The 14206-nt window shown below is 61.4% G+C and carries 14 protein-coding genes; 2 read left to right on the plus strand and 12 right to left on the minus strand.

Annotation, left to right across the window (positions count from 1 at the left end; all coding sequences use genetic code 11):
• Positions 1-94 precede the first annotated feature (94 nt).
• From cheD to flhD, 12 genes are all read right to left on the minus strand, one after another.
• Positions 95-703, minus strand: a complete 609-nt coding sequence (cheD, locus tag CBW50_RS14295) for a chemoreceptor glutamine deamidase CheD (protein ID WP_076570770.1) — start codon at positions 701-703, stop codon at positions 95-97.
• Positions 704-712: 9 nt separating this feature from the next.
• Complete coding sequence (locus tag CBW50_RS14300; protein WP_086146175.1) at positions 713-1585, minus strand: CheR family methyltransferase; 873 nt, start codon at positions 1583-1585, stop codon at positions 713-715.
• 71 nt (positions 1586-1656) lie between these two features.
• Positions 1657-3372 carry a methyl-accepting chemotaxis protein gene (locus tag CBW50_RS14305; RefSeq protein ID WP_086146176.1) on the minus strand — a complete coding sequence of 572 codons (1716 nt, stop codon included), beginning with the start codon at positions 3370-3372 and terminating at the stop codon, positions 1657-1659.
• Positions 3373-3549: 177 nt separating this feature from the next.
• A complete protein-coding gene (locus CBW50_RS14310) occupies positions 3550-4056 on the minus strand; it encodes a chemotaxis protein CheW (protein ID WP_071324468.1) in 507 nt (168 codons plus the stop codon).
• 17 nt (positions 4057-4073) lie between these two features.
• Complete coding sequence (gene cheA, locus CBW50_RS14315; protein WP_086146177.1) at positions 4074-6299, minus strand: chemotaxis protein CheA; 2226 nt, start codon at positions 6297-6299, stop codon at positions 4074-4076.
• A gap of 43 nt (positions 6300-6342) precedes the next feature.
• Positions 6343-6708: a response regulator gene (locus CBW50_RS14320; RefSeq protein WP_034758362.1), complete on the minus strand. Its 366-nt coding sequence runs from the start codon at positions 6706-6708 to the stop codon at positions 6343-6345.
• A gap of 83 nt (positions 6709-6791) precedes the next feature.
• Complete coding sequence (locus CBW50_RS14325) at positions 6792-7340, minus strand: chemotaxis protein (RefSeq protein WP_086146178.1); 549 nt, start codon at positions 7338-7340, stop codon at positions 6792-6794.
• 47 nt (positions 7341-7387) lie between these two features.
• Complete coding sequence (gene motB / locus CBW50_RS14330; protein ID WP_086146179.1) at positions 7388-8365, minus strand: flagellar motor protein MotB; 978 nt, start codon at positions 8363-8365, stop codon at positions 7388-7390.
• 58 nt (positions 8366-8423) lie between these two features.
• Positions 8424-9284, minus strand: a complete 861-nt coding sequence (gene motA / locus CBW50_RS14335; protein ID WP_076570761.1) for a flagellar motor stator protein MotA — start codon at positions 9282-9284, stop codon at positions 8424-8426.
• A gap of 219 nt (positions 9285-9503) precedes the next feature.
• Positions 9504-10265, minus strand: a complete 762-nt coding sequence (locus CBW50_RS14340) for a class I SAM-dependent methyltransferase (RefSeq protein WP_086146209.1) — start codon at positions 10263-10265, stop codon at positions 9504-9506.
• 113 nt (positions 10266-10378) lie between these two features.
• Entirely contained in the window at positions 10379-10939 is a 561-nt protein-coding gene (gene flhC / locus CBW50_RS14345) for a flagellar transcriptional regulator FlhC (RefSeq protein ID WP_086146180.1), read from the minus strand.
• 147 nt (positions 10940-11086) lie between these two features.
• On the minus strand, positions 11087-11404 hold the full coding sequence (gene flhD / locus CBW50_RS14350; protein ID WP_076570756.1) for a flagellar transcriptional regulator FlhD: 318 nt from the start codon (positions 11402-11404) through the stop codon (positions 11087-11089).
• A gap of 604 nt (positions 11405-12008) precedes the next feature.
• Between flhD and kynU the strand changes: the two genes are divergently transcribed.
• Positions 12009-13259 carry a kynureninase gene (gene kynU, locus CBW50_RS14355; protein WP_086146210.1) on the plus strand — a complete coding sequence of 417 codons (1251 nt, stop codon included), beginning with the start codon at positions 12009-12011 and terminating at the stop codon, positions 13257-13259.
• Positions 13260-13267: 8 nt separating this feature from the next.
• Positions 13268-14155: a tryptophan 2,3-dioxygenase gene (gene kynA / locus CBW50_RS14360; RefSeq protein ID WP_099375531.1), complete on the plus strand. Its 888-nt coding sequence runs from the start codon at positions 13268-13270 to the stop codon at positions 14153-14155.
• Positions 14156-14206: the final 51 nt, after the last annotated feature.

Genomic DNA, 14206 nt, shown 5'->3' on the forward strand with positions numbered 1-14206 from the left:
CCTTGCGGCCCTTATTCTTTATTAAACCAGTACACCTGAAAAACCGCCGCCGGCGCGCAATGCGCGACGCGCAGCAGGTTTGGTCCGGTGTTTTTTAAAACAGCTCAATCTCTCCGCCGACCGGGGCGACCTTGAGACGGCTTGCGTAATCGAGTTCGCGGCGTACCAGCGTGTCGTTATGCGTCTGCATCAGCTTTTTCACCAGCACCTTGCCGCTGCGCGGGAAGAAGTACACCTTGCGCGGGTGGATGTCGTTGAGGTCTTCAGCCACCACGCGCATCTTTTCCGCCTTCAGGTAGTTGATGACGAAAGCCGCATTGCGCTCGCCGACGTTGATCGCCGTGAAGCCGCGTAGTACGGCGCCGCCGCCGAACACCTTCGCTTCCATGTTCTCGCGCCGCGCTCCCGCCTTCAGCAGATCATTGATCAATATCTCCATGGCGTAAGTGCCATAGCGCATCGATGCAGAGATCGGGCTGTTGGTGTCGCTGCCGCCGTCGGGCAGCATGAAGTGATTCATGCCGCCCAGGCCCGTGACACGGTCGCGGATGCAGGCCGATACGCAGGAGCCCAGCACGGTGACGATCAGCATGTCCTTGTTGGTGAAATAATACTCCCCAGGCAGGATCTTGGCTGCATCACAATTGAACGTCCGGTCGTAATAGACGTTAGTGGCGAATTGCTCTTTGGATTCCAGGCTCATATTTCACTCTCATGTACGATGCGACGATGCCTTGGGTGCGCTGCCCCGAGGCTGATCGAGCTCATAGACTGTTTTACCGCGCAGCTTCAATGAATCCGACACGTACAGAAAATTCTCCGAATGGCCCGCAAACAGCAGGGCATCCGGCTTCATCAACGGCACAAAGCGGGACAGAATCTTGCGCTGCGTCGCCTTGTCAAAATAAATCATCACGTTACGGCAGAAGATGACGTCGAACTGACCCGTCACGGGCCAGCTGTCGGCCAGCAGGTTGAGCGGCTTGAAGGTGATCATCTGGCGCAGTTCCGGGCGTACCCGCACCTGTCCCTCGCGATCGCCCTTGCCGCGCAAGAAAAAGCGCCGCGCACGGTCGGCCGGCATCTTGTCGAGCCGGTCCAGGTTATAGACGCCATTGGCGGCCGTGGCCAGCACGTTGGTGTCGATATCGGTAGCGACGATGGTCACCGGCGGCGTGAGCGTATTGAACGCCTCGCACACCGTCATGGCGATCGAATACGGCTCCTCGCCGGTGGAACTGGCCGAACACCAGATGGTGATCGGCCCGCTCAGTTTTTTCACGTGCTCGGCGAGCAGCGGGAAGTGATGCGCCTCACGGAAGAACGACGTCAGGTTCGTCGTCAGCGCATTCGTGAAGGCTTCCCACTCGTCGCCCATGCGGCCCGCTTCCAGGTCGTCCAGATAACGGACGAACGAGGAAATGCCGGTCGCGCGCAGGCGCCGCGCCAGGCGGCTGTACACCATTTCCTGCTTGCTGTCGGCCAGCGCAATGCCGGCCCGCTTGTAAATCATGGCACGGACCCGTTCGAAGTCCTTGCCCGTGAAGTCAAACTCCTTGACCGAATCCGTTTTAGTTTGCGGCATTTTGTTTTTACCTCTCTATGACTACTCTGACCAATGCCTTTGCAAGTATAACTAGCGGGACCGGGTTGGCGTCAGAACTCTTCCCAATCGTCGCCGCTGGCTGCCGCCAGCTTTTTGGCGGGCGGTGGCGCCGTCTTGTATTCCGACTTCGCCACAGCCACGCGCGCCACTGGCGCCTTCGCCGCAGGAACAGCGGCCCGCACCGGCATGACCGGCGCACGGACGGCAGGCGCCATCTGTTCGCCGCCCAGCTTGAAGATGCTGACCGCATCGGCCAGCTTTTGCGCCTGGTCCTGCATGCTTTCGGCGGCCGCTGCCGCTTCTTCCACCAGCGCCGCATTCTGCTGCGTCATCTGGTCCATCTGCGCGATGGCCTGGTTTACTTCCTCGATCCCATGGCTCTGCTCCTGCGTCGCCGCCGTGATCTCGCCCATGATATCGGCCACCTGGCGGATCGACGTGACGATCAGCCCCATGGTCTGGCCCGCCTCGTCCACCAGGCGACTGCCCGCGTCGACCTTGTCGACCGAGTCGCCGATCAGGCCCTTGATCTCTTTGGCTGCGCCAGCGGACCTTTGGGCAAGATTACGCACTTCCGACGCCACCACCGCAAAACCGCGCCCCTGCTCGCCCGCCCGCGCCGCCTCGACGGCCGCATTCAAGGCCAGGATATTCGTCTGGAACGCAATGCCGTCAATGACCCCGATGATATCGACGATCTTGCGCGAACTGTCCTTGATCGAACCCATGGTATTGACCACCTGCGCCACCACGCTGCCGCCCTGCTCGGCCACCGACGATGCCGACACGGCCAATTGATTGGCCTGGCGCGCATTGTCCGCGTTCTGCTTCACGGTCGAGGTCAGCTCCTCCATCGACGACGCCGTCTCTTCGAGCGAACTGGCCTGCGTTTCCGTGCGCGCCGACAGGTCGGCATTGCCGCTGGCGATCTCGCGCGAAGCGATGGTGATGGTTTCCGTGCCGCTGCGCACGTCGCTGACAGTCTTCACCAGGCTGTCGTTCATATCCTTCAGTGCCCGCTGCAGCGCGCTCGTTTCATCCTTGCCTTCGACCACCACGTGCGACGTCAGCTCGCCCGCCGCCACCTTCTGTGCCACGGCCAGGGCCCCCGACAGCGGCACCGTGATCGAGCGCGTGATGAAGACGGCGCACCAGGCGCCAAGCGCCAACGCCACACCGCCCAGGACCAGCAATACCGTCATCAGGCGCGCATCGGCCGCCAGCGAGCCATCCATGAAGCTTTGCTGCGCCACATGCTGCAATTCCAGCAGCTTGTTGATGTCGGCCAGGGTCTTGCGGTTCAGCGGATCGATGCGCGTGGCAATCACCTTGGCCGCACCCTCGCTGTTAAACGCCAGCACCTGCCCCATCGCCTCCTTGAAGGCCGCATCGACTTCGCCGTCGACCTTGGCAATATCGGCCAGCAGCGCTTTCTCGCTGCCGGACAAGCCCAGGGTGGCCAGCTTGTCGCGCGCGCCGTCATACAATTTGCGGTGCTGGCGCACCTTGCCCTCCTCTGCCTGCATCAGGGCCACGTCGCCCTGCAAGCCGATATTGCGCATGGCGATGCCGGTTTCCAGCATCGCGCTCTTCATCAGCGATGCCTGCGTGTTTTTCTCGCCTGCCAGCGCCAGGCCATCCAGCAGCTCCGCCTTGTTACGGTAATTCAGGGCGTTGGCCGCCACGACGACCACCACCAGAATGAGCAAAATGCTGCCAAAAGCATATCCCAGCCGCGTGCCTATCTTAAAATCGCGCAAACTCATTACAGTCTCCAATATAGATGTGTGAACGGCGCGCGCTCAACCAAACGGCGCCGTATTGTGGCCAGGCCTCTGTCGGACCTTGCAGCCTGCCGGCGCGCCTCTGGTCACGCCGGTACATGCATATCTGTAGTGATACTTGCGGTAAAACTGCGGCGCCCCTGGCGCCGCCTGCCGGCCTTACGCCGCCAGCTTGTCGATCAGGCCCATCTCGCTGCTCGACATCAGCTTGTCGATGTCGACCAGGATCAGCATACGCTCATCGATGGTTCCCAGGCCGATCATGTAGTCGGTCGAGAACGCGGTGCCCATTTCCGGCGCCGGCTTCACCTGTTCCGGCGTCAAGGTGGTCACGTCCGACACGCTGTCGACCACCATGCCGACGATGCGTCCGCCGATATTCAGGATGATCACCACCGTGAACTGGTCGTACACGGGCGTGCCCAGGTTGAACTTGATGCGCATGTCGACCACGGGAATGATGATGCCGCGCAGGTTGATCACGCCCTTGATGAACTCAGGCGCGTTGGCGATGCGGGTCACCGCTTCATAGCCGCGGATTTCCTGCACTTTCAGGATATCGATGCCGTACTCTTCGGAGCCCAGGGTAAAGGCCAGGAATTCACGGCCGGCGATATCCTTGCCGTCGCCAGGTTTGCTGCCGGATGTTTGTTGAGTATCTGACATGATGAATTTCCTATCTGTTATTTATCTATCTGTGTTGCGAAAAGGGACTCGTCAGCCAGCTGACGAGAAGAACGGATCAGGGCTGCGACGTCAAGAATCAGCGACACGCCGCCATCGCCCAGGATGGTGGCGCCGGAAATACCCACCACCTTGCGGTAATTCGATTCAAGGTTTTTCACCACGACCTGCTGCTGCCCCACCAGATCGTCGACAAACAGGGCCGCCTTGCGCCCTTCCGTCTCGAGGATCACGCAGATGCCTTCGGACGGGCTGGTAAAGCGCGGCGCGATGTCGAACATCTGGTACAGCGGGATCAAAGGCAGGTATTCGCCGCGCACCTTCACCACCTGGCCTTTGCCACTGATGTCCTTGACATCCTCAACGGCTGGCTGCAGCGATTCGATGACAAAGCCCAGCGGTAAAATATACACCTCATCGCCGACGCGGATCGACATGCCGTCCAGGATGGCCAGGGTCAGGGGCAACGAGATGGAAATCGTCGTGCCGAAGCCTTTCGCCGAGCGGATGTCGACGACGCCGCCCATGGCGCTGATATTGCGCTTGACGACATCCATGCCCACGCCACGGCCCGACACGTCGGTGACCGCCTCAGCGGTGGAAAAGCCGGGCGCGAAGATCAGCTGCCACACCTCGGCGTCGCTCATCGTTTCCGCTACGTCCAGCCCCTGCTGCATGGCCTTGGCCAGGATGCGCTCGCGGTTCAGGCCAGCGCCGTCATCGGACACTTCAATGATGATATTGCCGCCCTGGTGGCTGGCCGACAGGAACAGCCGGCCCGCTTCCGTCTTGCCGGCGGCGACGCGGGCGGCCGGCATTTCCACGCCATGGTCGATGCTGTTGCGCACCAGGTGCGTCAACGGATCGACGATGCGCTCGATGAGGCCCTTGTCCAGCTCCGTGGCCGCGCCATTCGTGATGAAATCGACCTTCTTGCCCAGTTTGGTGGCCAGGTCGCGCACCATGCGCGGGAAGCGCGAGAAGACGAAATCCATCGGCATCATGCGGATCGACATCACCGCTTCCTGCAGGTCGCGCGTGTTGCGCGTCAGGTGACTGACGCTGTCGAGCAGTTTTTCATGCAGCATCGGATCAAGCGCGCTGGCGCGCTGCTCGATCATCGCCTGCGTGATCACCAGTTCGCCCACCAGATTGATCAACTGGTCGACCTTTTCGATCGATACGCGGATCGACGACGATTCGGCGCCGGCCTTGTCGCCCTCTTTCTTCGACGGTTTCTTGTCCTGCTCCACTTCTGCCACGGCGTGCACCACGGCTTGCACGGCGGCCGCGCCGGTGGAGGCGCCAGCCTTGGCGGCGTCGGCGCGAATCTGTTCGAGCGGCTGGAAGAAGCCGTAGCCGCGCTGGGCATCGCTTTGCTCGCCCTGCGCCGCGGCGCGGATTTCCTCGATCGGCTGGAAGAAGCCATAGCCGGGGTCCGCTTCGGCTTTCGCCGCCGCGGGCGAACCAGGCAAGGGGTCGAAGAAGCCGTAGCCCTGCGCCTTTTCCTGCGCCGCGCGAGCCGCCTCGGCCTCGCCTGGCGCCAGTGGTGGCGCCTGCGTGATGACCATGTCGTCGGGATTGAGTACGAACGAGCAGATGGCCAGGATATCGTCCAGGCTTTCATGCGTCGTCACTTCCAGCACCTTGCGCGCGTCAGGCAGCGTCGACACCGCCACGTCGCCCAGCAGGCCCAGTTCAGCCGCCAGCGCATCGACTTCGCGCTGCTCCATGGCCGGCAGCTCCAGGCGGAAGCGCTGGCCGCCGGCATGGCTGACGGTTTCCTTGTCGGCAGTATGGAATGCCGGCGCGACGGGCGTGAGCGCCGCCACGGGCACGTCCTGCGAGAACGACTGCAGCATCATGCGCACATTGGCCACGGCGTCCTGGTCGACGGCGCTGCCCAGGCGATGGCCGTCGAGCTGCATCTTGAGAATGTCCTTGGCGGCCAAAAAGGCGTCGACGTGTTCGGCCGTCAGGGCCATCTGGCCCTGGCGGATGCGGTCGAGCAGCGACTCGAGGATGTGCGTCACCTCGCTCATGTCGGATAGGCCGAACGTCGACGCGCCGCCCTTGATCGAATGGGCGGTGCGGAAAATCGCATTCAGGTCTTCGGCGTCCGGCGCCGCAATATCGACGGCCAGCAGCAGCCGTTCCTTTTCAGCCAGCAGTTCCTCGGCCTCATCGAAAAAGACCTGGAAAAACTGGCTAATATCGATGGTCATAGGGTGACTCCGTCAATTGCATCGTTACGCTCCGCGGCTGGCATCAGCCGATCACCTTCTTGACCACCTCGATCAGGCGTTGCGGATCGAACGGTTTGACCAGCCAGCCATTGGCACCGGCGGCACGTCCCTTCGACTTCATTTCGTCCGACGACTCGGTCGTCAGCATCAGGATAGGCACCTTCTGGTAGGTCGGCAGCTCGCGCAGCAGCTTGATCAACTCCAGGCCGTCCATGCGCGGCATGTTCTGGTCGGTCAGCACCAGGTCCACGGTTTGCAGCTTGGCTTTTTCCAGTCCGTCCTGGCCGTCAACGGCCTCCACTACCTGGTAACCGGCGGCTTTCAGACTGAACGCCACCATCTGGCGCAATGAGCTGGAATCGTCCACTGCAAGTATCGTTTTGGCCATCTTTGCTCCCACTTATTCCGGGCATCCTGCCCGAGTATTTGATTAATCAATCCATGTAACCGCAAGCGTTCCGCATCCTCATGCTAGAACAGCTCGATGTCGCCGCTTTCCAAATGCTGTTGACTGACAGCCTTGCGCAGCACGCTGCGCAACTCCAGGCTTTGAATCGCCAGCGCCATGCTGACCCGCCCCAGCAAGGCGACAATTTCTTCGTTGTCGCTTTCCGGCAGCATTTCAGCGCCGTGCGACCCCAGGGTACCGAGAAACTCGCGCAAGCCCGTCACCCGTTTCAGGGTGCGCTCGATCAGCTGGCTCGTCATGTCCTGAAACTGCATGCTGGTGATGGCCGCGTTCACGTAGCCGCCCACCTCGTCCTGCAGCGCCAGCAATTTTTCCCGCTGCTCTTCTGCCGGCACGCCGCCTTCCAGCAGCAGGGCGATGGTGTCTTGCTGCGCCGCGACGGCCGCATGGATGGCCATGAAATTGAAGGACAGCTTCTCAATCGCCTCTTCCAGCAAGATGCCAGTCTGCACCAGGTCGGTTTCTACCTCCGTCAAGTGCTTGCGGCCATGGTCCGACACGCCAGACAGCAGGCGCTTTACATGCGAGCCAAGTATTTTCTTTCTTGTCATAAAGGTCTCATTGTTTCAATACACCACGCGCTGACCAGCCATGCGCGCTATTTTTTTGCCGCAGCCGGGCCGTGAGCGGCCGCCGCGGGGGGCGGCGCGCCGGCCGCCAGCCCGGAGGCGACTGCGGCACTGGCCGCATCGGTCACCGGCAACTCGATCGCCGAACCATCGCGCAGGACGTTTTCCTCCGTGCGCTTGTTCATGACGATGATGCTGATGCGCCGGTTGATCGGGTTGAACGGGTCCAGCTTGTCCAGGTGGGCGGCCGAGCCGAGTCCCACGACGCGCAATACCTTGTCTTCATTCATGCCGCCGATAACCAGTTCGCGCCGCGACGCATTCGCGCGGTCGGCCGACAGCTCCCAGTTGCTGTAGCCGGCATCGCTCATGTAAGGCGTCGAATCCGTATGGCCTGACAGGCCGATGCGGTTTGGCACCTCGTTGAGCACAAAGCCGATGGCGTGCAGGATTTCCTTGGTGTACGGTTGCAGATTGGCGTTGGCCAGCGCGAACATGGGGCGGTTCTGCTCGTCGACAATCTGGATGCGCAAGCCTTCGCTGGTGATATCGAGCAGCAGCTGGTTCTTGTATTTTTTCAGCAGCGGATTGGCGTCGATGGTCGCCTCGATGCGCGCTTTCAGCGCCTGCAGGCGCCGGCCTTCCTCGCGCTCGAGCGCGGCCTTGGCCGAATTGAGGTCGAAGGATTTGCGCTGCTGCTCTTCCTGCGCCTTGCGCACCTGGCCGTCCTGGCGCGACAGATCCTGGCCGCCGCCCTGGATCACGGAATTGCTCTCGCCGCTGCCGGAGCCGCCGGCCATCGCCACCTTCAGCGGCGTCTTGAAGAATTCGGAGATGCCGTTCAAGTCGCCCTTCGAGGTCGAGCCCAGCAGCCACATCAGAAGGAAGAAGGCCATCATGGCCGTGACAAAGTCGGCATAGGCGATTTTCCACGCCCCGCCATGGTGCCCGCCAGCCGTCTTCTTGATGCGCTTGACGATAATCGGGCGCATGCCTTCATCGGCCATGGCGTTCCCCTTCCCTGTGCTGCAATTGACTCATGATATCCAGGCGTGCCTTCACTGCTTACTTCGTTTTCGATTTCTTGATGTGCTCTTCCAGCTCGTTGAACGTCGGGCGCTCGGTCGAGAACAGCACCTTGCGGCCGAACTCCACGGCCAGCGCCGGCGCATAACCATTCAGGCTGGCCAGCAGGGTCACTTTCACGCACTGGAACATCTTGCTGGACTCTTCCAGCTTCTGCTCCAGCAGGCTGGCCAGCGGCCCCACGAAACCATAAGCCAGCAGAATGCCGAGAAAGGTGCCAACCAGCGCGTGCGCGATCAGCATGCCCAGCTCGGCCGGCGGTATGCCCACCGATTCCATCGTGTGCACCACCCCCATGACGGCGGCGACGATACCGAAAGCGGGCAAGCCGTCGCCCACCTTGGCGATCACGTGGGCCGGCACGGCGCCTTCGTGATGGTGCGTCTCGATCTCGTTATCCATCAGGTTTTCGATCTGGAACGCATCCATATTGCCCGATACCATCAGGCGCAGGTAGTCAGTCATGAATTCGACGATATGGTGATCGGCCAGCACGGCCGGATACTTGGAAAACAGCGGGCTCTCCTCCGGCTTGTCGATATCGCCTTCGATCGACATCAAGCCTTCCTTGCGCACCTTGCTGAGCACTTCGAACAACAGCGACATCAGCTCCATGTACAGTTCCTTGGTATAGCGCGAGCCCTTGAACAGGCTGGGCAAGGCTGCGATCGTCGCCTTGATCGCCTTGTTATTGTTACCAACAAGGAAGGCGCCCAGGGCCGCGCCGCCGATCATCAGCAGTTCCAGCGGCTGAAACAGCGCCGCCAGATGGCCGCCCGCCAGCGCAAAGCCGCCAAAGACCGAGGCGCAGACGATGATGTATCCGATTATGACTAACAAGTGCCCTGACTCCCAATTAGGGCCGGGCTCGCGCGCCCGGCATGCTCAAACCAGTTCCCGGCAGCCGGCGGCTGTGCCACCGGCGGGGAACAGCGACAAGAAAGTAACCAAAAGTTAATTGAAATGGCCTGCATTTCAACACAATTTCAACAAAATGCCGTGTGGAACTACAATAACGTGAGATTGTCCTCCGGGCAAGCAAATAACGCAGACAATTGCTTAAAAGCACCATAAGTAGAGCAAGGGGCCACCCTCTGTGGCGGCAATGGTCTTATCGGGCTCGCGCGCCGCAATCTTGAATTCGTAACTAAGAAGCATGCCACCGGGCAACATTTCCCTTTCAGCCTTGATCCACAGGGCTTGCATCGCGGCTGGCGACAGGTAGGCAAACACCACATCGTAGTGGCCGAAATCGAGCGCCTCGTAGTCGCCGCGCAGAAAGCGCGCGCGGCTGCCGCTCGCCAGTGCGCGCAGCCGGCTCAGCAACCAAGGCAGGGGCGCCAGCTCGATACCGCAGCATTGCCCATCGGGGCGGCGCCGCGCCAGATCCAGCACCAGGCCGCCCAGGCCGCTGCCGATGTCGACGAAGCGCACGCCGGGCCTATCGGCAATCAGCTGCGCCACGGCCTGCCACACGGCCGGCCCCGATGGATAAAACGGCACTTGCGTGCGAAACGTGGACCAGTACAGGCTCAGCAAGAAGACAAACACCAGCAGAAAAAAGACCGGCGGCAAGGCCAGCAAGCTGGCGCCCAGCAGGGCCGGCGCGAACAGCAAGCCGATCGCGCACCACCAGCGCGCCAGCCCCGCGCGCCACGTGATGAGCGCCGCCAGCACGCCTTGCAGCAACGCCACCACCGGCAGCGACATGCGCACGCCGGCGCGCGCCAGGCCATAGACGAGCAGCAGCATCAGGGGTACGGCCAGCACCTGGATCAGCAGGGCCTTGAGCGCGGGCGCGCGCAGGATTTGTCGCAGCATGGGCAGGCAGGGGAAGAAAAACGCCAGTGTAAGCGAAAGCACCATGAAAAAACCGGAGACCGGTCTGGCGACCGGCTCCGGCTTTCACTATGAAGATGATAGGGACGGATGCGTCAGACGGCCAGGCCGGAAGGCATTGCCGCCGCCACATCGCGCGCCTTCTTGGTCTTGCCGGCACGCGAAGGCATGTGGCACAGGCCGCAGACATAATCGGCGTTCAGGTCGAGGCAGTTGACGACAAACTTGCCGCCGCATTTGCCGCAGGGCGCCATGTCCAGCATCTTGCTGCTGAAGAAACGCACCAGCGTCCAGGCGCGGGTCAGCGACAGCAGCGGCTCTTCGCCCGCCTCCGGCGGCATCTGCTCCAGGTACAACTTGTACGCCTTCATCACCGCCTCGATGCCGGTCGCACCGGCGTGGTCGACGAGGAACTTGTGGATATTGATGAACAGCGAGGAATGGATATTCGGCTGCCAGGTGAGGAACCAGTCGGTGGAAAACGGCAGCATGCCCTTGGGCGGGGAGACGCCCTTCAATTCCTTGTACAAATTCAACAGGCGCTCGCGCGACAGCGAGACTTCGGTCTCCAGCAGTTGCAGGCGGGCGCCAAGCTGTATCAATTCGATGGCCAGCTGGATTTCCTGCGCTTCCGATACGACACTTTTCTTGGCCATGCTGTGTGCTCCACGACTGACTGATGCTGACTAACTGATACTGACTGCTACTGACTAAAGGGCTGCCAGCAAAACGTTCAGGGCAAGGCGCGTTGCGAATGTACGGCGAGGCAATGCAACGCAGCCATGGACGTTTTGACGGAAACCTTAAGCGATTTCTTCGACGCCCTGGCCGGCCATGAGGATGGCGGCGTGCGACTGGGCCAGCGAGCGGTCTTTATTGTAATTCGTCAGCATGCCAAGGATGGCACTGTCGTCGAAGCGGAAGCGGGCCAGCATCATGTTGCCACCAGCCAACTTCAGGATCTGCGCATTGCTCATGCCTTCGATCAATTCTGCGATTTCAGCGGAGATACCCAGACGGAAGATGGCCGTTACCTTGTCCGCACGAATCATTTGCTGAGCCAGCATCAGGTAGCTCAGGTTAGCGTCGCGAATCTCAGCCATCATATCGTTAGCAGTCATTTCCATCTCCTCAATCCGTTGAATTCAGCTGGCCTTGTGTGTTGCCAGTGAGATACATTCTGCAGGAGCAACATCAAACGCAACAGAGGCCTAGCGCTGTATTTTTGGTCGGGGAATTGCGGATAGGGTCGTAGGTGTTTGTCTGACAAACACTGCTCGACCATGGTCGCACGCCAGTAAGGGCGCGGATTGTAGAGATGTGCAAGGAGCCGGATTTGCCTGACTTTTCGCTTGCAATGAAATCACTTTTTTACAACAACTTGACCTTAATCAAGCCCACTAACTGAGGTAACGGCAGCTTCGGCGGGAACTTTAGGCTCTTTTTTTAAAATATTTAAAAAGTACGTTGCATGCCCGACGGAGTTCCACCCTTCATGTAATCGTTGACGGCGGCAATTTGCAGAACTTTAGGGCTGCTTGAAAAATATTTCAAAAAATCGTGATTTTTTTCGTTGACGCCCCTCAAGCACGCATTTTCCCGTCACATTTTCATGCTGGCAAACACGCTTGGAGGCAGGGATTTGCTACACTGCCGCAACCGCACGATACTTTAAGCCTCAAGCAATATCGTGCCATCCTGATAAGTCTCAACATGAAAGCCACCGTGATTTCTCAACATGACTGCCGTGCGCGCGACCTCGACGATCCCCTGGCGCCACTGCGCCTGCGGTTCGACCTGCCCGCTGGCGTGATTTACCTCGACGGCAACTCGCTGGGCGCGCGGCCGAAGGCGGCGCTGGAGCGCGCCTGCCAGGTCATCACCGCCGAATGGGGCAAGGACCTGATCCGCAGCTGGAATACGGCCGGCTGGTTCGACCTGCCCAAGCGCCTGGGTAACCGCCTGGCACCGCTGCTGGGCGCGCAGGCGGGTGAAGTCGTCATCACCGACACCACCTCCGTCAATCTGTTCAAGGCCCTGGCCGCCGCCCTGCAGATGCAGGCCAGCGATCCCGCGCGCGCCGCGCGGCGCATCATCGTCAGCGAGCGCAGCAACTTCCCCACCGACCTGTACATGGCGCAAGGCCTGTCCGCCTGGCTGGACCGCGGCTACCAGTTGCGCCTGGTCGACAGCCCGGACGAACTGGCGCAAGCCATCGATGCCGATTGCGCCGTCGCCATGCTCACGCACGTCAATTACCGCACCGGCTACCAGCACGACATGGCCGCCGTCAGCAGCCACTGCCACGCGCAAGGCGCACTGGCGCTGTGGGACCTGGCCCATTCGGCCGGCGCCGTACCGCTGGACCTGAACGGCGCCGGTGCCGACCTGGCCGTCGGCTGCACCTATAAATACCTGAACGGCGGCCCCGGTTCGCCCGCCTTCATCTGGGTGCCGGAAAAGCACCAGGCGCGCTTCCGCCAGCCCTTGTCCGGCTGGTGGGGCCACGCCGCGCCGTTCGCCATGGACCCGGGCTTCGCGCCCGCCGACGGCATCGCGCGCGCCCTGTGCGGCACGCAGCCCGTCATCTCGCTGGCCCTGGTCGAATGCGGCCTCGACATCTTTGCGCAAACGAGCATGGAAGCCATCCGTCGCAAGTCGCTGGCCCTGACGGATTTGTTCATCGCGCTGGTGGAACAGCGCTGCGCCAGCCATCCGCTGGGCCTCGTCACGCCGCGCGAGCATGCGCGCCGCGGCAGCCAGGTCAGCTTCACGCACCCGCACGGCTATGCCGTGATGCAGGCGCTGATCGCGCGCGGCGTGATCGGCGACTACCGCGAACCGGCCATCATGCGCTTTGGCTTTACGCCCCTGTACACGAGCTTTGCCGATGTGTGGGATGCGGTAGAAATTTTGCGCGACATCCTCGACACACTAGCCTACGACATCGCCGCCAAGCGCGATGCAGTCACCTGAACCATCCCATGAGCGACGACAAGAATATGAACAAGGAAAACACCAGCGGCTGCCCCATGCATGCCGGCGGCCAGGATGCGCAGTGGCACGGCGCGCAGATGGATTTCAGCGAATCGATGAGCTATGGCAACTACCTGGCGCTGGACCGCATCCTCACGGCCCAGCATCCGCTCTCCCCCAACCACAACGAGATGCTGTTCATCGTGCAGCACCAGACCAGCGAATTGTGGATGAAGCTGATGCTGCACGAAATGCACGCCGTGCGCGCCAACCTGCAAAGCGGCGACCTGGCGCCCGCATTTAAAATGCTGGCCCGCGTGGCGCGCATCATGGATCAATTGGTGCATGCCTGGGACGTGCTGGCCACCATGACGCCGCCCGAATACACGGCCATCCGCCCCTACCTGGGCGCCTCGTCCGGCTTCCAGTCCTTCCAGTACCGCGAGATCGAATTCATCCTGGGGAACAAGAACGCCGCCCTGCTCAACGTGCATGCGACGGCCCCCGACACCTACAAGACGCTCGATGCCGCCCTGCGCGCGCCGTCCGTCTACGATGAAGCCATCAAGCTGCTGGCGCGCAGCGGCCTGCCCATCGCTCCCGAGCGCCTGGACGCCGACTGGACCCTGCCGACCGCCTCCGACGCGTCCGTCAAGGCGGCGTGGCTGGAAGTCTACCGCGACCCGTCGAAACACTGGGCCCTGTACGAGCTGGCCGAAAAGCTGGTCGACCTGGAAACGGCCTTCCGCTTCTGGCGCTTCCGCCACGTGACGACGGTCGAACGCATCATCGGCTTCAAGACGGGCACGGGCGGCACGGCGGGCGTGAGCTATTTGCGCAAGATGCTCGACGTGGTATTGTTCCCCGAGTTGTTCGCCCTGCGCACCGAGCTATAAAAATGCCAGACCAAATTGACTGCGCGGCGCGCCTTGCGGCCTGCGATGCTC

The sequence above is a fragment of the Janthinobacterium sp. GW458P genome (assembly GCF_002127585.1).
In the GTDB taxonomy this organism is placed as follows: domain Bacteria; phylum Pseudomonadota; class Gammaproteobacteria; order Burkholderiales; family Burkholderiaceae_D; genus Janthinobacterium.

What these genes read in the sequence shown, in the direction of transcription:
- kynA (WP_099375531.1), top strand. Translation starts at nt 13,268, where the DNA reads ATGAGCGACGACAAGAATATGAACAAGGAAAACACCAGCGGCTGCCCC.
- CBW50_RS14300 (WP_086146175.1), bottom strand. Translation starts at nt 1,585, where the DNA reads ATGCCGCAAACTAAAACGGATTCGGTCAAGGAGTTTGACTTCACGGGC.
- CBW50_RS14320 (WP_034758362.1), bottom strand. Translation starts at nt 6,708, where the DNA reads ATGGCCAAAACGATACTTGCAGTGGACGATTCCAGCTCATTGCGCCAG.
- cheD (WP_076570770.1), bottom strand. Translation starts at nt 703, where the DNA reads ATGAGCCTGGAATCCAAAGAGCAATTCGCCACTAACGTCTATTACGAC.
- CBW50_RS14310 (WP_071324468.1), bottom strand. Translation starts at nt 4,056, where the DNA reads ATGTCAGATACTCAACAAACATCCGGCAGCAAACCTGGCGACGGCAAG.
- CBW50_RS14305 (WP_086146176.1), bottom strand. Translation starts at nt 3,372, where the DNA reads ATGAGTTTGCGCGATTTTAAGATAGGCACGCGGCTGGGATATGCTTTT.
- cheA (WP_086146177.1), bottom strand. Translation starts at nt 6,299, where the DNA reads ATGACCATCGATATTAGCCAGTTTTTCCAGGTCTTTTTCGATGAGGCC.
- flhC (WP_086146180.1), bottom strand. Translation starts at nt 10,939, where the DNA reads ATGGCCAAGAAAAGTGTCGTATCGGAAGCGCAGGAAATCCAGCTGGCC.
- CBW50_RS14325 (WP_086146178.1), bottom strand. Translation starts at nt 7,340, where the DNA reads ATGACAAGAAAGAAAATACTTGGCTCGCATGTAAAGCGCCTGCTGTCT.
- flhD (WP_076570756.1), bottom strand. Translation starts at nt 11,404, where the DNA reads ATGACTGCTAACGATATGATGGCTGAGATTCGCGACGCTAACCTGAGC.
- motB (WP_086146179.1), bottom strand. Translation starts at nt 8,365, where the DNA reads ATGGCCGATGAAGGCATGCGCCCGATTATCGTCAAGCGCATCAAGAAG.
- CBW50_RS14340 (WP_086146209.1), bottom strand. Translation starts at nt 10,265, where the DNA reads ATGCTGCGACAAATCCTGCGCGCGCCCGCGCTCAAGGCCCTGCTGATC.